This window comes from Serratia rubidaea, assembly GCF_016026735.1.
GTDB classification, from domain to species: Bacteria; Pseudomonadota; Gammaproteobacteria; order Enterobacterales; family Enterobacteriaceae; genus Serratia_B; species Serratia_B rubidaea.
This window is the reverse complement of record NZ_CP065640.1, coordinates 4,527,238-4,544,585: the sequence shown is the minus strand read 5'-3', so window position 1 is coordinate 4,544,585 and position 17,348 is coordinate 4,527,238. Positions and strand designations below refer to the sequence as shown.

Sequence of the window (17,348 nt, the reverse complement as noted above, 5' to 3'; positions counted from 1 at the left end):
CGCTTACGCCTCCGCTGCGTTGCCGGCCGGAATAAATCCCTGGCGGATCTGTTCCCAGGTGGCCTGCGCGTCGGCGGCGAAGCCGGCGCTGGTGCTGAAGGTCAGCACCAGCAGGTGGCTTTCCAGGCGCACCGCCAGCAGTTGCTGTTCGATGGCGATGCCCTGGTTTTCAAAGCGCACGCTGACCGCCCGCGCCGGCAGCGGGCCGAAGCTGCTGTCCTCCACGGCGCGGGCGCTGAATTTCTTCATATCGCGTTTGACCTTGGCCAGCTGCTGCTGCAGGTAGGCTTCCTCCTGGCCCGGTTTGACGTCATAGGCACGGGTGACCACCAGCGTGGCGCGCGCCTGCGGCAGTTTGAGAATGGTCACGCTGGTGTCCTGCGCCGCCTCCGGCAGCGTCAGAGTGCCTTCGGACAGGGCATAGCGGGTTTGCTGCGTCATGCGTTGCCCTCCGAGGAGCCTTTGAACACTTTAGCGACTTCCTGCGTGATCTCCGCCGGGGTCGGCTTCGGCGTTGCGCCTTTGGCCGGCTTCTTGACGTTGAGATCCAGCGTGCCGCCGGTGTTGATTTCGCCCTGCGCGCTGGCGTTGATTTCAAACTGGGTGCACTGAATCGAGACGGTGCCGTTCGGGTTGAGCGTCAGCTTGCTGTCGCCGCTCACCAGCGTGATACCTTCGCCGGAGCTGAGCATGATTTGCTGCTGCGTCTTCATCGCATAGTCGCCGCCCACCAGCTCGCTGCGGTTGTACTGGGTTGACTGGCGGTATTCGCCGTTAACCTGGCTTTCGTGGTTTTTGGTGACGATAAAGTTGTGATGGCCGCCGACGGAGTGGCTCTCATCATTTTTGACGTTGGTGTCCATATTGCGCTCGGCCTGGATCCACACCTGTTCGGAGCCGGCCTTGTCCTCGAAGCGCAGGGCGTTGGCGTTGTCCGGCGTGCCGTCCTTGGAACGGCTCATAAAGCCCATCTGGGTGGCGGCGGCCGGCAGCGCCCACGGCGGCATGCTGGCTTCGTTATACACGCGGCCGATGACGATCGGCCGGTCCGGATCGCCGTTGATAAAGTCGATCACCACCTCGTCGTTGACGCGCGGGATCTGTACGCCGCCGAAGCCCTGGCCGGCCCAGGCGCTGGAGACGCGCACCCAGCAGGAGCTGGTGTCGTCGCCCTTGGCCAGCCGGTCCCAGTGGAACTTCACCTTGATGCGGCCGTATTTGTCGGTCCAGATCGACTCGCCCTGCGGGCCGACCACGCGGGCGGTTTGCGGGCCGTGGGTTTTCGGCCAGGAGGCGCTCTGCGCCGGGCGGAACTGCACATCGGCCGGGATGACGGTGAAGTCGATGCGGTGCACGCTGCCCTGCGTATCGCCGCTGGCGTAGCTGTTTTCCCGCAGGGTATAGCGGGCGGAGAGCGTCAGGTATTCGCCGTTATCGGACATATAGGGCGCTTTGGTCAGCGTAAAGGTGTTGCCGGGCGCGATGCCCAGCGCGGTGGCGGTGCCGGTCACCTGCTGATGCTCGGCCTGCCAGGACTCCTGCCGCACGCGCGCATAGAATTCGCCCTGCTGATGCTCGGTGTAGCGGCCTGGCCAGTCATAGACGTCAATCTGGCCGGGGGCCGGCGAAACCGGGTTCTGCCGCGCCTGGAACAGCCATGCGTTGGGCTTGCGGAAGTCGTAATCGTCGACGCTGTAGATGCCGGGGGTCACCTGATCGGCCAGCGTCCACTGGCTGATGCCTTCTTCATCGGTGACGCCGCCGGACGGCGTGACGTGGTAGGGGATGGTCTCATAGCCGGGGAACGGCTGATGATGGTGCGGGTTATCCGCCAGCACCATGGTGTGTTTATCCTGCTCGTGCTTGAAGTAGTAGTAAATGCCTTCCAGCTCCATCAGGCGGCTGATGAAGTTAAAGGTGGATTCACTGTACTGCACGCAGTAGCCCCACTGGCGATAGTCGCCGGTCAGCTGGTCTTCCAGCTGAATGTTCTGTTCGGCCAGCAGGGCCTTGACGATTTGCGGGACGGTCTGTTCCTGGAAGATGCGGAAGTTGCGATCCTTGAGCATCGGCCACAGGTCGGGCTGTACGCGTAGGGTATACACCGAATAGCGGGTGCCGCTGATCTCTTCGCTGCTGACGGCGATGGCGGTGATTTTGCCGTTGAGATAGCGGGGCGGGCGCAGCAGTCCCGGGATGGGGATCTCCAGGGTCAGCGGCTGGCCGAGCAGCGCCTTGCGGTCCAGGCGGGCGTCGGTGCTCAGCAGTTCGATGCGGAAATCAAACGGCGCGGACAGGGCTTCGGTGCCCTCCAGCGAGCGAAACAGCAGTTGTTCAGGGCCAAGCGGCGTATAAGCTGTGATGCGGTCTAACATAGAAACATCCTTGGTGAATGACACTCCTCGTTACGGCGCAAGCCTTGGACCGGGGCAGTGATGTCAATCGCGTAGAGATAAAACGGCGCCGTCAGACGGCGCCGGAATAGGGGATTGATTAACCGGCGTCGGCCGGCGTTACCAGCCAGGTGCCGGCATGTTTGATCGTCAGCTGCTGGCGGCGCAGCTGGTCGTCGTTACGACGGATTTCCAGCTGATAGGTGCCCGGCGCCAGATCCAGGCTGGCGAAGCCGTTGGTGCTTGGCTGCAGCGTCTGGACCTTGCCGTCCAGCGTCACTTTCTCACCCGGACGCAGCGGGAAGTAGACCATCGCCACCGGCGCAGGCGGCGGCGCGGCTTCCTGTGCGGCGCTGTCCACCTGCGGGGCGCTCTGCTGCGGCGACAGCGTTTTATCGGCCGGCGCGCCGTTGTCCGCCGCGGCGGTCGCGGCGTCGTCCGGAGAGCTGCTGAGCCAGGAGATGACGCCGATCACCAGCAGCGCGGCGACGCCCGCGCCGATCATCATTGGGCGGGAGAACTTCATGCTGCGGGCGGTCACGCTGCCGGCGGCGGCCGCGCTGGCCGCCGGGTTGCTGGCGACCAGCAGGTTTTCCGGCGCCGCAGCCGGCGTGCTGATAATTTCGGCCTCGTCGGCCACCGGCAGGTGCAGCAGCGCGGCCATCTCATCGATGGTTTGCGGCCGCTCTTCCGGCTTCAGCGCCAGCGTCTGGTCGATGACGCGCAGCAGCTCCAGCGAGTAGCCCGCGGGGCGGCGTTCGCTCAGCGGCTGGTAGGTGTCTTCAATGCTGCGCACCACGCTGACCGGCGGCGGGTTGCCGACGATCAGGGTATGCAGCACCGCGCCGAGCGCATAGATATCCGTCCACGGCCCCTGTTCACCGTCGCTGTTTTCGGTGTATTGCTCAATGGGGGCAAAGCCCGGCTTCAGCATGATTTCCGTTTCGTCGGACAGGTTGCCGATCTCTTTACGCGCCGAGCCGAAGTCCAGCAGCACCGGCAGCTGGTTCTCCTGGATCTGGATGTTATCCAGCGAGATGTCGCGGTGCAGGTAGCCTTCCTGATGGATGGTGTCGATCGCGCTGAACAGCGGCGGCAGCAGTCGGCGGATCCACGCTTCGTCAATCATCGCCGGCTGTTGCAGGCGGAAGTTTTTCAGCGTGGTGCCGCTGTAGAACTGGGTGCCCATGTAGGCCGTGCCGTTCTCTTCCCAGAAGCGCAGCACGTGCAGCAGCCCCGGGTGAGAGAAGCGGGCCAGCAGGCGCGCCTCCTGGATAAAGCTGTTCAGGCCGGCCTGGAAGGTTTTGCTGAAACGTTCGCCACGCAGGCTGAGGGTCAGATCGTCATTGCGTTTGGCCAACTGGGTCGGCATGTACTCTTTAATGGCGATGGTGCGTTCAAGCTGGTGGTCGTAGGCGCGATAGACGATGCCGAAGCCGCCTTCGCCGATCACTTCCTTGATCTCGAACTCGTTGAACCGATAGCCGAGCGGCAGACTGTTTGAGTTCGGTTTTTTGATCCCGTTTCCGGACATAATGACTACTCTCTGTGATCAACTGGCCGCCGCAGCGGCCGGGGCATTAAGCCTGAAATTGACAAATAAACTCGTTGTTTTGCAGCGCGATATGCAGCTGGCGGTAACGCTGGTCGTTGGCGCTGGCCGACAGCAGGGTATGGCTGATCTGCGGCAGCAGGGTGTTGGTCAGGATGGCGTCGACCATACGCCCGCCGGATTCCACCTCGGTGCAGCGGCTGACGATTTGTTCGATCACCGCGTCGTCGAAGGTGGTGGTAATGTCGTGGTTTTCCGTCAGTCGGCGCTGGACGCGGCCCAGCTGCAGACGCACGATGTTGCCCAGCGTGGCGTCGGTCAGCGGGTAGTAAGGCACCACCAGCAGACGGCCGAGCAGCGCCGCCGGGAACACCTCCAGCAGCGGCTGGCGCAGCGCGCCGCTCAGAGCTTCCGGCTCCGGCATCAGGTCCGGGTCGCTGCACAGGCCGGCGATTAAATCGGTGCCGACGTTGGAGGTCAGAATAATGATGGTGTTGCGGAAATCAATATGGCGGCCTTCGCCGTCCTCCATCCAGCCTTTGTCGAACACCTGGAAGAAGATTTCGTGCACGTCCGGGTGCGCCTTTTCAATTTCGTCCAGCAGCACCACGCTGTAAGGACGGCGGCGCACCGCCTCGGTCAGCACGCCGCCCTCGCCGTAGCCGACATAGCCCGGAGGCGCGCCCTTCAGCGTCGATACGGTGTGCGATTCCTGGAACTCGCTCATGTTGATGGTGATGACGTTCTGCTCGCCGCCGTACAGCGTTTCCGCCAGCGCCAGCGCGGTTTCGGTCTTACCGACGCCGGACGGGCCGGCCAGCAGGAAGACGCCCACCGGTTTGTTCGGGTCGTCCAGCCGGGCGCGCGAGGTGCGCACGCGACGGGCGATCAGGTCCAGTGCGTGACGCTGGCCGATCACCCGTTCGTTCAGGGTATCGGACAGCTGCAGCACCGCCTCGATTTCGTTTTTCACCATGCGGCCCAGCGGGATGCCGGTCCAGTCGGCGACCACGGCGGCGACGATATTGGCGTCCACCGCGGCGAAGATCAGCGGCGTTTCGCCCTGCAGCGCGGCCAGCTGCTGCTGCAGTCCGGCCAACTGAGCGCGCAGTTCATCCGCCGACGGCGCTGGCTCTGCGGCTTCAGCCGGCTCCGCGCTCTCGGCGCGTTCCTCTGGCGCCTGTTCCCCGTCCTCCGGCGCGGCGTCGTCGGCCGATTCTGCGTCCTGCTGGTGCAGCTGGGCGCGCAGGTCGATGATCTGCCCAATCAGCCCCAGCTCTTCCTGCCAGCGTTCGCTCAGCTGCGTCAGCTGTTGCTGCAGCTCGCTCAGCTGCGCTTCAATCGCTGCCGGGCGCTGCGGATCGCCGATGCCGACCTTGGTTTCACGGCGGGCGATATCCAGCTCAATCTGCAGCGCGTCGATGCGGTGGCGGCAGTCTTCCACCTGCGCCGGTTCGGCATGCTGGCTGACCGCAACGCGGGCGCAGGCGGTGTCCAGCAGCGCCACCGCCTTATCCGGCAGCTGACGCGCAGGAATATAGCGGTGGGAGAGGCGCACTGCGGCGTCGACCGCCTCGTCGAGCAGCAGCACGCGGTGGTGCTGCTCCAACGGGCTGACGGTGCTGCGCAGCATCAGCAGCGCTTTTTCTTCGTCCGGCTCGTGTACCTGCACCACCTGGAAGCGGCGGGTCAGCGCCGGGTCTTTCTCGATATATTTCTTATATTCCGCCCAGGTGGTGGCGCCGATGGTGCGCAACTGGCCGCGCGCCAGCGCCGGCTTCAGCAGGTTGGCGGCGTCGCCGGTGCCCTGTGCGCCGCCGGCGCCGATCAGCGTATGAATTTCATCGATAAACAGAATGATCGGCGTCGGGCTGGACTGTACTTCATCAATCACCGTCTGCAGGCGTTTTTCAAACTCGCCCTTCATGCCGGCGCCGGCCTGCAGCATGCCGATATCCAGCAGGTACAGCTGCACGTCGCGCAGCTGCGGCGGCACGTCGCCGGCGACGATGCGCAGCGCCAGGCCTTCCACCACGGCGGTTTTACCCACGCCGGCCTCGCCGGTCAGCAGCGGGTTGTTCTGCCGGCGGCGCATCAGAATATCGATAATCTGGCGGATCTCTTCGTCACGGCCGCTGACCGGGTCGATCTCGCCGCTGCGCGCGCGCGCCGTCATGTCCTGCGCGTACTGCGCCAGCACGCTGCCGCCGGACTGGCCGGGCACGGCCGCGGAGGCCGGCTCGCCGGCGGTGCTTGGCGCCAGGTCGTTTTCCGACGAGCTGCCGACAATGGCGGCAAACTGATCCATCAGCAGATCGGCGTTGATGCGATCGAACTGGCCGGAAATCGCCTTTAGCAGATGGCGCAGGCTGTAGGTTTTCAGGATCCCCAGCAGTAAATGGCCGCCGCGGATGGCGTGCGCGCCGAACTTCAGCGAGCCGTAGACCCAGGCGCGCTCTACCGCGCTGTCGATATGCTCGGACAGGTCGGAGATGGCGCTGGCGCCGCGCGGCAGGCGGTCCAGGGCGTCGACGATATCGCGCGTCAACTGGTCTTCATCGAGGGCGAAGTGGCGGATAATCTGCTGCAGATCGCCATCCTGCGCCTGCATCAGCTGATGCAGCCAGTGCGCCAGTTCAACATAAGGGTTGCCACGCAGCTTACAAAAAGCCGTGGCGCTTTCCAGGGAGGTGAAAAGCAGGCTATCCAGTTTGCCAAAGAGTACCGAGCGGCTGATTTCTGACATGGTTTTCCTCGTAGGGGCAGGGCAGTCCTGCCTGCGTTTTAAACATATCGATGTAATTGACGGGCGCGGCGTCGCGCGCCCCGTTAAATATCTTCCAGCGGTTCCGGGCTGAAGATCAGATCGCCGGCGTCGTGCTGACGCCGTTCGGCGGCCATCCAGCTGCTGAGTCCCAGCCGCTGTGCGCCGCCAAGCTGGGTGCCGATCAGCTGTTCCTTCGCCAGAATCAGCTTGACCTCCCAGACAAATTCAATGCCCAGATACTGGCGCACCCAGTCGCGCAGCTGCTCGCACAGCTCGGCGCCGGGCAGGAAACGGTCATACTCCTGCTGCGACATCGGGCCGAGTTCGATGCGGAATTTGTGCTGCACGTCGCGCACCGCCACGCCGAGAAACGCCGATTCCCCCAGGCGCGGGGCGCCGCGCCCGCCTTTCAGCCGCGCCTGTTCGCGCGGGTCAACCCGCAGCCAGTGCGGCACGTTCTCCACGATGCGCACCGGCACCTGGAAATAGCCGCGTAAAATTTTGCTCAGGCCTTCCGGGTCGCGGCTGTGGCGAATCAGATGTCCGGCCATAAAATGCTTGGCGTGCGCGTTGATGCTGTCGCGCTGGCGCTGCGCCGGCTGGCCGTTGCCGATCAGGCTTGACAGATAATCGTTAAAGCTGCCGTTGTCGGGCCGGTCGAGCGACACCGTCGGCTGCGCATCGGCCCAGGCGCGGTAGAACAGCAGCGTCAGGCGGTGATGAAACAGGTTGGCGAAGGCCGTCAGGGTGCTGTCCTGATGGTGATAAATCCGTTCGCGCGCGTACTCGGTCAGGTGCAGCGGCAGCGGGCCGTTGGGGCCGAACAGGCCGAAGCTCAGAATCGACACGTCATGCAGCGGGCTGCCGCTGCGCGGCGTGACCTTGGCCAGCGTCGACGGCGCGAATGAAAGCGACGGCTCCTGCCCCAGGCGCAGCATCTCATGGCGCGGCAGCGGGGCGCGTCCCAGCAGATAGGGCTGGCCGCCCTGGGCGTCCAGCCGCCGCAGCAGCTGGAACAGATCGTAACGGTAAGGCGCGGCGCGCAGCCGCAGCCAGAAGTCGTCCGGCAGGCGGTGCAGCGCGTTGATCTGCGGCGCATCGCTGGCCGGCAGTTCGGTTACGCTTTCACTCATATTAGCGTCCTTTTGCCCATGCGCGCCTGCCAGTGGGCGATTTCACCGCGCTGCTGGCTGGACAGCGTCATTTCGGTAAAGGTATTCATCGCCACCAGCCGTGAGAACAGCCGTTCCAGCACGCTGCCGAGCAGATAAGGGCTGTTGCCGGAGAACGCCTGATCGTCGACGGTGAGATCGATGGCGATGCCGCGGGCGAACACGATCGGCCCCGGCTCCGGCACCCGGCGGTACACCGGCCGCAGGTTGCAGCTGCGCACGCCCTGGATCTGTTTGGCGATCGCCGGCTCGCTCAGGTTGCCGTACAGGCCGAGCAGCTGACGCAGGCTGGCCGCGCCCTGTTCCGGATCGCCGTCCATCAGGCTCAGGTAGTTAAGCTGCAGCTGGCTGATCAGCCGCCAGGTGATCATGCCTTCCGCCAGCGCCGGGCGCGGCGGCGTCGGCCCTTTACGCAGGAACACCCGCTTGATCGGGATGGAGTCCGGCATTACGAAGTTGCCCTGATCCTGCTGCATCAGCATCAGCGGCAGGTCGCGGCTGGTGCACAGCACGTCGGCCGTCAGGTATTTCAGATCGCTGTGCCAGGGCGACTGGCGCTCATCCACCAGCGAGACGAACACTTCGGAACCGACATAGCCGGTGCGGGTGCCGTAGCGCCGGGCGTGGGAGGAGAGGGTGCGCTGTTCGCGCCGCAGCGAGAAGTAGGCGCCGTAGTTGCCGTCATCTTCGCTCAGCGTGCTGTAAAACGGCCGGAACTCCTGTTCGTAGCGTTTTTCGCTGGCGCTGCCGCCCAGCCGTTGCACCGAGAACACCTCATAATCCAGCGGACGGATATTATCGACCACCAGGTGGTATTCATGATTTTTTTCGTTAAGGGTGATGCGTTCGGCCACTTTCGGGAACAGGTTGATCACCGGCGTGCAGTGCAGCGCCAGGTGGCTGACGTCGATCACCCGCTCCAGCGCGGCGTCGTGCCGGTCCAGCAGCACCACGATCTCAAACTGACGCAGTGTTTTTTTGCTTTCGCGCACGCTGCGCAGCAGCGGCTGCAGGCCGCTGATGCTGAAGAACTGGAAGCGCGCCGGGAAGGCGAAGTATTCCTGCAGCAGGCGGTAGCCGTCGAAGTTGCGCAGGTCGTTCGGCAGCAGCGCCTGTTCCGGGGCAAAGCCCTCCTGACGCAGCGCGTCATCCGCCAGCACGCGCCGCTGCGGCTGCGGCTCCACCGTCTGACACAGCATGCCGACGCTGTGCTGCATCAGCAGTTCCAGCAGCTGCTGCGCCTGCATGTCCGGCCCGGAGAGGTAAAACATCAGGTTGTCGAGATCCAGACTGTTCAGCGTAACGCTGTCGTAGCACTCGAGCCGGATGCGCAGCGCGCTGACGCAGCCGCGGTTTTGCAGCCCGAGGGAGGAGAACGGAATATCGGCCGGAATGCCGCCCAGCTCCACGCTTTTCAGCCGCACCGGCTGCAGCGTGACGTCGTGGGCGGTGGTGTAGCTGCAGGTGATGCCGTTCTTCTTCAGCGTCTGGCTGTCCATCATGGTGCCGCGCGGAACGGTAAAACCGTTGCTGATGTCGCCTTTGCTGCTGTCCGGCTGCAGCTCGGCTATCGCCATCGACGGCGTGGGCGACAGGTAGTTCGGGTAGATAATTTCCAGCAGCCGCTGGGAGAAACGCGGAAATTCCGCGTCCATCTTCAGCTGTACGCGCGAGGTCAGGAAGGCGAAGCCCTCCATCAGCCGCTCAATATAGGGATCCGCCACGTCGATGCCGCGCATGCCCAGACGCCCGGCGACCTTCGGGTACTGCTCGGCGAACTCCGCGCCCATCTCGCGCAGATAGGCCAGTTCGCGGTTGTAATACTCTAACAGTTTACTGTCCATCGCCTTACCCTATGTCTTTCAGATCGAAGTGGCCGTTTTCCAGGTCGACGTCGGTTCTGAACAGAAACTCCAGCGGATAGGGCACGCACCACAGGCGGCCCTTGATTTCAATTGATAACACGTTGTGCAGTTCCAGTGAGCCGGTGTCGGAGACGCAGCGCACCTGCAACCCTTCGGGCAGTATGCGCGGCTCAAAATTCAGGATCGACTCGGTCAGCGCGCGCTGGATATCCTGCCATTCGATGTCCGACATCCGCTTGCCCGCCAGCGAGGCGACGCCGTAATTCACCGTGGAGCGGCGCACCTGAGGAAAATCGCCGAGGTCGAGATTCGCTTCGCTGTTGACGCAGTTAAACAGCCACTGCAGATCGCGCAGCACGCGCCGCCGCAGTTCGCTGTGCGAGACCAGATTGCGGACCTGCGCTTCCTGCTTTTTATGCGGTTCGTCGTCGGTCAGCAGGTCGAGCAGCACCGGCTGCATCTTGTCGCGTGAGGTCAGACGTTCGCTGTCCTGGCGCTGACGGTATCCCTGCCGGCGCAGATCGTCGCCGTTATGATTGCCCCATAGGTGCTTGTCGTTCATCTCAGGCGTCCTGATCGAAGCTCAGCTGACGTAGGCTGTGCAGCGGAAACTCGTCGCTGTCGCTCAGCCAGGTTTTCAGGCCGTAGCCGAGGTAGTGCGGGCTGTCGCCGAGCGGCTGCCATTCGGTGCGTTTGCCGAGCAGCAGAGCATCGTCGCTGTCTGCCGCCAATGGATAGCGCGCCGGCAGTTGGCACACCTGTTCGCGGCCGTCGGTCAGGCGCACCAGCGCATGGCTCCACACCAGATCGATGGCGCTTTGCGGCGCTTGAAACTGGATCTCGGCGATGGCGGAGAACGGCAGCCAGTAATAGGTGCCGTTGAGCGCCAGCTCGCATACCGGGCCGAGGCGGCCGTCGCCGTCGGTCAGCCAGTCGAAGGCGACGGTTTTTTCCTCACCGCCATCCGCCAGCAGCAGGCTGCCGCTGCCGGCCGGCGCGTCTTCCAGCGCCTGATCACGCAGCGCCTGCGCCTGTGCGGCGTCGCCGGCCGCGTCCAGCTGCAGCGCCTGAATCATCAGCCCGAGCCAGGGCTGATCCTGCTTCAGCAGCGCCGGCGCGGCCTGGCCGGCAAACACCGCCTGACGCTGCAGTTCGGCCTCGACCGACTGCAGCAGCAGCAGGGTGGTCGGCTGCGCCATTGGTTTCAGCGCCTGCCAGGATTTGAGCTGTGCTTTGGCGCGCTGCCAGTTGCCGCTCAGGCACAATAGCTGCACCAGCGCCGCGCGCAGATCGGCGTCGGCCGGGCGCGCTTTGATATCGGCTTCCACCGCCAGGGTGGCTGCGCTGATGGAGCCGCCTTGTAATACGTCGGTTAATGATTTCACAACAATACCTCTTAAATCAGTGGGCGGCGTTCTGGACGGTCAGATAACTGCCGCTGGCCGGGTCGACCCGGTCGGCGGCCAGTTGATCCACCAGCCGTACGCTAAGCGGTTCGCGATAGGCTTTGAGCAGCGGCTGCCAGGTTTCACGCACCTTGGCGACGCGCTGTTTCACCCGTTCGGCGTCGGCGGCCTGCTGGCGAGGGAGCTCGGCGATCAGCGTGCCGCTGAAGAACCAGGCGTGCTGGGCGCTGTCAAACGGCAGCACCAGATAGCTGCCGGCCACCTGCGGATTGGCGAGCACCATACGCTGACGGTTGGCGCTGACCACGGTCAGCGTCTTGCCGGTTACGTCAATATTCATCAGCGGGTAGCCCTGCAGGAAGCTGATGGCCGGCGAACTGCTTTTGCCGTTGCTTTGCAGCTGAACGTTGTCGCTGCCGCTCAGCCAGCCGTCGTTTTGGCAGGTGAGGTTGCCGCCGGAAGGAATGAACATCGCACTGCCGGCGTCGCTGCCTTGCCAGTAGGTGCGGAACTTGCAGCCCTTCGGCAGTTCGAACACCTGCGCCGGCGTGGCGTCGGCCTGCGGCGAGCTGACGGCGACCGCGGCCGGCGGCATCGGAGTTTCCTGCTGCGCTTCCGGCGCGGCTTCCGGCTGCGTCTGCGGCGCCGGCGCGGTTTTAACCTGCGGCTTCCAGCGTTGGTTTTTCTGCGCGTCGCCGGCGGCAAGCTGATTGCCGGCCTTGTCGGTCAGCGTCCACGGCAGCTGGCTGACGGCGGGGCACTGTTTGGCCAGCAGGCTGCCGACCCGCGGCAGGAAGCCGTCCAGCACGGCGGCGTCCTTGGCGTTGGCAGAGACAATACGCAGCGGAATGCTCGGCGCACACCAGCTCTCCGGCTTGTTATTTTTGACGTTGTCGATAAAGACTTCGAGTTTCTGGCTGGGGGAATACACCAGCCGGTAATTTGCCGCGTGAACGGCGGGGACCGCCATCAGGGCGATCACACCGGGCATCCAATATTTCATCGTTAACCTTAGCTGTGTTATGCGGTTCAGTCGCGCGTGAGAAAACGTTCGGCATCCGCCAGTGAATGCAGCAGCGTGGTCTCTTGCGGGGAACCAATCCATACGGCGATAGCGCTGTAGTTATCGCTGTTGTTGTCTTTCTTCCATGCCTGCTGCATCAGGGCGATCCACTCGCTGGGGGAGTTGACCATATGCAGCGATTGCTCCAGTTCGGCCTGGGTGAAACTGTGCCAGAAGCCGTCGGTGCACAGCAGGAAAACGTCGCCATCTTCCAGCTGCAGTACGTCGCTGTAGGTGGCGTCGCGTTCTTCATTCAGCCCCAGCGCAAAGTACAGCAGGTTGCTGTTGATGCCGCTGGTCTGGTAGCCGGCGTCCTGCATTTGCTGGATCAGGCTGTGGTCGGTGGTGACCGCGTGCAGGTAGCCGCGGCGGAACAGGTACAGGCGGCTGTCGCCGGCGTGCGCCCAGTAGGCCAGCTGATAATCCCGGTCGATAAACAGGCTGACCAGCGTGGTGCCCATTTTGCTGTACTCTTCGGACTGGCTCTGCTGCTGGTGGATGGCCGCATTTGCCTGCGAGATATGCTGGCGAATGCTCTGCGCATCCAGATGTTTTTCGCCGTTGAAATTATCCAGGATGGTGTCGCGCGCCAGTTTGGCGGCGACTTCGCCGCCGGGAAAACCGGCGATGCCGTCACACACCACGAAGCAGGCCGCACGGTTGCCAACCACTTCGCCGGTCTGATCCTGGTTTGAGGCGCGGCCGCCCTGATTAGAGGTAGAGGCTATGGTGATATTCATTACACGTCCGGTTTGGTTTGGGAGTCTTTGTACTGATTCACTTCAACATCATAGGCATGCAGGAAGGCTTCGCCAAACAGCGTATGGAAGTCGTCTTCGATCTCGCCCGAGGTCTGCTGGTAATTTTTCACAAAATAGTCCCACAGCGCCGCTTTGCGGTTGGAAGGCAGCGCCAGACGCGGGGCGGAGCCCTCTTTACGCGCTTCTTCTTCCAGCCGGTCCGGGTTAAAGGACTGCAGCATGGCGGCGATAATGGCGCGAATGCCGGCGATCATCCCCAGCTGGTGCGCCTGCAGGTCGATAAGCGCATCGCGCACCGCCTGTTCCGGCGGCATAAAGCCCGGCATCTGGCTGCCGAACATCTGCATCAACACGGTTTTCCCGGACGGCAGCAGTTTGAACGGGTTATTGGCCTCGTCGAGGATCATGGTCATCTCCGCCTTCACGCCGCGTTTAAGAATGGAGCGTGAAGAGAGCAGGGCGACGGTGCCCTGGGAGAACAGGCTCAGCAGACGGCCGACCTGACGCACCTGTTGTTCGTCAAAATGCGGCTGCGGCTGCAGATCGTCCAGGCCGATGCCCTGCAGCAGCGCGGCGAGCAGCGGGCCTTCCAGCGCGTCGCCGTTAGGCGCGGCAGCGCCCTGGGCGCGGGCGTTCTGGTAGGCGATGGGGTCAATGCCCAGCCGGTTGCCCGGGCGGGTGCGCGGCTGCGGTTCGGCATGCGGCGCGGCCTCCGGCTGTATCAGCGGCTCGGGCGCCGGGCGCGGCGCTTCCTGCGGTGCGGCAGCTTGCGGCTGAGGCTGTGGTTTCGGCGTCGGTTTTGGCTGAATTTGCGGTTGCGGTTGCGGTTGCGGTTGCGGTTGCGGTTTGGCCTTTGGCTCGATCTTTGGCTGCGGCGCAGCCTGCGGTTTTGGCGGCTCAGGCGTTGCTGCCGGCGTTTGCGGCGCGACTGCGCTCGGTGCAGCTTCCGGCTGCGTCAGCGGCACGGCGCCGCCCATCAGCAGCCCCAGCGGATCGTTGCTGTTTGTTGCACCCGGCGCGCTAGGCGCACCGGAGTCGCCGAACAGCGCCAGCGGATCCAACTCTTCGTCTTTATTATTGCTGCTCTCCGTCACCGCCGGCTGCGGACGTTTTGACGCCTCAGGCTTGGCCTGCTTCGGTTGGTTTTCCGCCAGCAGTGCGCTCGGGGTGGTATCGGTCAGAATATTATCGCGCTCGAAGGTGCTGTCGGTCTTAAACAGTTCGGCCGGGTCGGTCTGTTTTTGCTGCAGCTGATGCAGATCGACATCGCCAGCCAACTGGCCCAGCGGGTCGCTGGGGTTCAGCTCGCGCTGCGGCCGGTCGAGCAGCGGATTATGGTCGGGCTGCGGCGCAGGCTCCGCCTTCGGCGGTACGGCCGCGGCGGCGGTGGCCGGAGTGAACTCTTCCACCAGGCTGTCCCAGATTTCGTTAGGGATCGGCGCGGCGCCGTTTGCCTTGGCGGCCGGCGGGGCATCGGCGACCGGCGCTTGGGCGACCGGTTGCGCTGCCGGTTGTTGAACCGGCGCGGCCTGTTGATTCAGGTCGTTGACCTGGATCTGGTAGTCATCGATACCGAGGATATCGCCATCCTGCAGCTCCACCTGACGGCCGCGCTCCAGCGGAATATCGTTAAGCAGGACGCGGGTGACGTTGCCGCGGTTGGTGATGCGGCACTCGCCGTCAGCGGAAATATGCACAATGGCCTGCAGGCGGGAAATTGCACGCTCTTCATCCGGCAGAACCAGGTTGTTGTCTACGCTGCGGCCGATGGTGCCGCCCGGCGGCAGGAAGTCGCAACTGCTTTGCGGCGGGTTTTGGCCATTTTTGTTTTTTACAATAGAAAATCGCATAAGGCATTCCTGCTGATTAGGTTTGATGCAAACTGTTTTCACGCCCATGGCTGCGGGTAGTGATGGATAAAAGGTTTATTGCCGTTCTGACGGCGGTGTCTCGGACGCGTCTTCAAAGTTAGTGACGGGCGGCAATAACAGAAAATAAGCGACTATAAAAAATATGCTGCCGTACCAGACTTCAGGGTAATCGGGGAAGTCGATAGCCGGGTAAATGCGGTCAAAGATAGCTTCACCGTCAAGACAAATGGCGGTTTGCAGCACGATGCAGACAACTGTCACGCCAAAGTGCGCAGTAAATAACGGAAACCAGTGCAGGCGTATGGTTTTTTTACGTAAAAAGTAGAGCCCCAGCAGTACCGCAATGGATATCAAAAAATAGCTAACAGGGAATCCGTAGGAGTAAGGGTAAGTCGATAGTGGCATGCTCATTGTTAACCTTGTTTTTTGTTTTTATGTTGGTTTTTACTTTCATTCTTTGGTTTTTTGTAATATGTGTTGCGTGGTAGAAGAAATAAATAGATGAAAACAAAAAACAACCCACCGAATCGAATTATATTGTAATCATTTAAATCAGTCTGGTGGAATGTGTTTATAAAATCTCTTCCGTAGGCGAAAACGGAGTATTGCAAAAAACCAATGGCTACCACTATGAGGGTGTTTACAAAGAATAGTAAGTAACTGTGCCGTTGGTTTGAGAAGTTTTTGAGTAAATAAAGTGCGACTACTGATGCTATGGATATAAGGTAATAACTAAATACTAGTCCGTATGAGTATGTAGATAGCGTAACGTCATTATTCATTGAGGCATCCATATCTCGTAATGCTTATAAATTATTTTTTATAGTATGTGTTTCTCGGTAGCAAAAAAGAGTAGGCGATAGTGAAAAACACCCCCCCGTATTGCACAACTTGATACTTGATAAAATCCACTGGGTAAAAAAGGCTAAAGAAGTAATCACCTTCGCCAAAAATAATAAATTGCACCGCACCACAAATGACAACAATGATCGTTGATAAAATAAAAAGCGGATAGCTATGCTTTTGTGTGACGTATTTCTTTAAATAGAAAAGAAAAACAAAGAATATTATGGAAATGATAAAATATGAAAACACAAAACCATATGAGTAGTTAAAGGTGGAAAGGGTGACATCATTGTTCATTACCAACCCATTACTTTTTATCTTTATATTTTTCGATGATGCTATCAAGTTCCCGGCTATGATAGAGATCAATGCACTTGGCTAGCGTCATCGGTTCACCGGACATGCTGTCATAATGTCTGGTAAGAAACTGTTGAGCCAGATTGCGCACCGCGCTATGTGCCTCAAGTGAGTATTCGCCAAACTCACTATAGCCTCTTGCCACTGCGGCAGCGTCATTTTTAACCTCTGTTGCCGAATAGCCTTTGGCAATACAAACGCTGATAGCGTAGTTCTTCAGATAGCTCACTGCATCACCGTGGTAAGATCGCGGTGCAGCATAGACAGATAAAGAGGTGAAGAAACAGGCCAGGCTAAGGCAGCCAAGAAACGATAATTTATTATTTTTCATAATTATCTTTTCCATGTTTTACGTTGTTACTTTCCATGCTGGCCGCCACCGTAAAGCGTTTGTTTTATTCACTGATGACTGCGTATTTCTTGAAAATATTTTTGGCTTGTTCTGATGTTGGTAATGAAAGACAGGCCAATGTGTTATAGCTTCCGGGCACTGAACCGCTACTCTTTTTTTGCAGGTACTGATGTATCAGCACTTCGCTGCTGTCAAAGGCCTCGATCGGTAGTTGACTGAATTCAAGATAAGCACTGGCAGAGCGGAATGCATCCTGCCGGGTGCTTTCTGAGTCAGTAAATTCACCGATGCAACGACTGATTAGCCAATTGTCATAGATTTTATTTTGTGGCAGATTTTCTATCTTAATATTTTCAGCGAACAGTGACGTTGAAAATAACAAGGTGATTATTGAGATGGAGAGAGTATTTACTTTAATATCCATAGTGACGCCACCTCTGGAACAAAACTACCGTTTTCAGGATCGCCCATAAAATGGCAGGAGTCAGAACAAATATCACCATTCCATAATGTGACATGCCCTCTGGCATTGTTCCATCCATTACCAAGAATGACCATGATTCCTTTTTTACCTGAAAACTTTGCTGGGGTAGGAGATCTTTCAGTAATGTCGGGTTTACCAAAACGCTCTTCTAAAAAGCGAATCATATCATTGACTCTATAGATATACCACTTCTTATCTTTTCCAGAAACGGCTGCATATCCTGAATTTGCAGGGATAGATATTCCTGTATAATTAAGTACATAACTCATTCGGATGGGGCAGGCATTTTGAAAAATACCTTTTTCAATATTGCTTTTAACTTTTCCACCGATCAGTGCGCCGACCTGGCTTACACTGATATTAACTTCAGAAAATCGAATCCATGCTGGGCCAAATGTGGGTCTTTGCATGCTGCATTTCCTTTGCTTATATATAAACCCCCGGCCGCAGCCGGGGGAG

General features: G+C 60.4%; 15 protein-coding genes. All 15 read right to left on the bottom strand.

Annotated elements, in window-relative coordinates:
- Nucleotides 1–3 precede the first annotated feature (3 nt).
- Nucleotides 4–441 (bottom strand): DcrB-related protein, encoded by a 438-nt coding sequence (locus I6G83_RS21400; protein WP_054307871.1) that lies wholly within the window; start codon nt 439–441, stop codon nt 4–6.
- Nucleotides 438–2,375 carry a type VI secretion system Vgr family protein gene (locus I6G83_RS21395; protein WP_061322889.1) on the bottom strand — a complete coding sequence of 646 codons (1,938 nt, stop codon included), beginning with the start codon at nt 2,373–2,375 and terminating at the stop codon, nt 438–440. The genes I6G83_RS21400 and I6G83_RS21395 overlap by 4 nt, the downstream gene beginning before the upstream one ends.
- A gap of 118 nt (nt 2,376–2,493) precedes the next feature.
- Nucleotides 2,494–3,927, bottom strand: a complete 1,434-nt coding sequence (locus tag I6G83_RS21390) for a serine/threonine protein kinase (protein ID WP_054306208.1) — start codon at nt 3,925–3,927, stop codon at nt 2,494–2,496.
- 46 nt (nt 3,928–3,973) lie between these two features.
- Nucleotides 3,974–6,691, bottom strand: a complete 2,718-nt coding sequence (gene tssH / locus I6G83_RS21385; RefSeq protein WP_054306209.1) for a type VI secretion system ATPase TssH — start codon at nt 6,689–6,691, stop codon at nt 3,974–3,976.
- A gap of 83 nt (nt 6,692–6,774) precedes the next feature.
- Nucleotides 6,775–7,845 carry a type VI secretion system baseplate subunit TssG gene (tssG, locus tag I6G83_RS21380; protein ID WP_054306210.1) on the bottom strand — a complete coding sequence of 357 codons (1,071 nt, stop codon included), beginning with the start codon at nt 7,843–7,845 and terminating at the stop codon, nt 6,775–6,777.
- A complete protein-coding gene (gene tssF, locus I6G83_RS21375; RefSeq protein WP_015672880.1) occupies nt 7,842–9,728 on the bottom strand; it encodes a type VI secretion system baseplate subunit TssF in 1,887 nt (628 codons plus the stop codon). Before tssF ends, tssG begins: the two co-directional genes overlap by 4 nt.
- Nucleotides 9,729–9,732: 4 nt before the next feature.
- The gene (locus I6G83_RS21370) at nt 9,733–10,311 is read right to left on the bottom strand and encodes a type VI secretion system baseplate subunit TssE (RefSeq protein ID WP_054306211.1); all 579 of its coding nucleotides are present in this window, start codon (nt 10,309–10,311) and stop codon (nt 9,733–9,735) included.
- 1 nt (nt 10,312) lies between these two features.
- Nucleotides 10,313–11,134, bottom strand: a complete 822-nt coding sequence (locus I6G83_RS21365) for a type VI secretion system accessory protein TagJ (RefSeq protein ID WP_054306212.1) — start codon at nt 11,132–11,134, stop codon at nt 10,313–10,315.
- A 16-nt stretch (nt 11,135–11,150) separates the two neighbouring features.
- A complete protein-coding gene (locus tag I6G83_RS21360; protein WP_054306213.1) occupies nt 11,151–12,158 on the bottom strand; it encodes a hypothetical protein in 1,008 nt (335 codons plus the stop codon).
- Between the two features lie 26 nt (nt 12,159–12,184).
- Nucleotides 12,185–12,958 carry a PP2C family protein-serine/threonine phosphatase gene (locus I6G83_RS21355; RefSeq protein WP_015672876.1) on the bottom strand — a complete coding sequence of 258 codons (774 nt, stop codon included), beginning with the start codon at nt 12,956–12,958 and terminating at the stop codon, nt 12,185–12,187.
- Nucleotides 12,958–14,829 (bottom strand): type VI secretion system-associated FHA domain protein TagH, encoded by a 1,872-nt coding sequence (tagH, locus tag I6G83_RS21350; RefSeq protein WP_197910549.1) that lies wholly within the window; start codon nt 14,827–14,829, stop codon nt 12,958–12,960. The genes I6G83_RS21355 and tagH overlap by 1 nt, the downstream gene beginning before the upstream one ends.
- 75 nt (nt 14,830–14,904) lie before the next feature.
- Nucleotides 14,905–15,261: a hypothetical protein gene (locus tag I6G83_RS21345; RefSeq protein WP_015672874.1), complete on the bottom strand. Its 357-nt coding sequence runs from the start codon at nt 15,259–15,261 to the stop codon at nt 14,905–14,907.
- A gap of 742 nt (nt 15,262–16,003) precedes the next feature.
- On the bottom strand, nt 16,004–16,384 hold the full coding sequence (locus I6G83_RS21340) for a T6SS amidase immunity protein Tai4 family protein (protein WP_054306808.1): 381 nt from the start codon (nt 16,382–16,384) through the stop codon (nt 16,004–16,006).
- Nucleotides 16,385–16,448: 64 nt separating this feature from the next.
- A complete protein-coding gene (locus I6G83_RS21335; protein WP_054306795.1) occupies nt 16,449–16,829 on the bottom strand; it encodes a T6SS amidase immunity protein Tai4 family protein in 381 nt (126 codons plus the stop codon).
- The gene (locus tag I6G83_RS21330; RefSeq protein ID WP_072186146.1) at nt 16,814–17,299 is read right to left on the bottom strand and encodes a type VI secretion system amidase effector protein Tae4; all 486 of its coding nucleotides are present in this window, start codon (nt 17,297–17,299) and stop codon (nt 16,814–16,816) included. Before I6G83_RS21330 ends, I6G83_RS21335 begins: the two co-directional genes overlap by 16 nt.
- Nucleotides 17,300–17,348 lie beyond the last annotated feature (49 nt).

Bases quoted from the DNA above. Each gene is read 5' to 3' on its own strand.
- I6G83_RS21400 (WP_054307871.1), bottom strand. From the start codon at position 441: ATGACGCAGCAAACCCGCTATGCCCTGTCCGAAGGCACTCTGACGCTG.
- I6G83_RS21395 (WP_061322889.1), bottom strand. From the start codon at position 2,375: ATGTTAGACCGCATCACAGCTTATACGCCGCTTGGCCCTGAACAACTG.
- I6G83_RS21390 (WP_054306208.1), bottom strand. From the start codon at position 3,927: ATGTCCGGAAACGGGATCAAAAAACCGAACTCAAACAGTCTGCCGCTC.
- tssH (WP_054306209.1), bottom strand. From the start codon at position 6,691: ATGTCAGAAATCAGCCGCTCGGTACTCTTTGGCAAACTGGATAGCCTG.
- tssG (WP_054306210.1), bottom strand. From the start codon at position 7,845: ATGAGTGAAAGCGTAACCGAACTGCCGGCCAGCGATGCGCCGCAGATC.
- tssF (WP_015672880.1), bottom strand. From the start codon at position 9,728: ATGGACAGTAAACTGTTAGAGTATTACAACCGCGAACTGGCCTATCTG.
- I6G83_RS21370 (WP_054306211.1), bottom strand. From the start codon at position 10,311: ATGAACGACAAGCACCTATGGGGCAATCATAACGGCGACGATCTGCGC.
- I6G83_RS21360 (WP_054306213.1), bottom strand. From the start codon at position 12,158: ATGAAATATTGGATGCCCGGTGTGATCGCCCTGATGGCGGTCCCCGCC.
- I6G83_RS21355 (WP_015672876.1), bottom strand. From the start codon at position 12,958: ATGAATATCACCATAGCCTCTACCTCTAATCAGGGCGGCCGCGCCTCA.
- tagH (WP_197910549.1), bottom strand. From the start codon at position 14,829: ATGCGATTTTCTATTGTAAAAAACAAAAATGGCCAAAACCCGCCGCAA.
- I6G83_RS21345 (WP_015672874.1), bottom strand. From the start codon at position 15,261: ATGAGCATGCCACTATCGACTTACCCTTACTCCTACGGATTCCCTGTT.
- I6G83_RS21340 (WP_054306808.1), bottom strand. From the start codon at position 16,384: ATGAAAAATAATAAATTATCGTTTCTTGGCTGCCTTAGCCTGGCCTGT.
- I6G83_RS21335 (WP_054306795.1), bottom strand. From the start codon at position 16,829: ATGGATATTAAAGTAAATACTCTCTCCATCTCAATAATCACCTTGTTA.
- I6G83_RS21330 (WP_072186146.1), bottom strand. From the start codon at position 17,299: ATGCAAAGACCCACATTTGGCCCAGCATGGATTCGATTTTCTGAAGTT.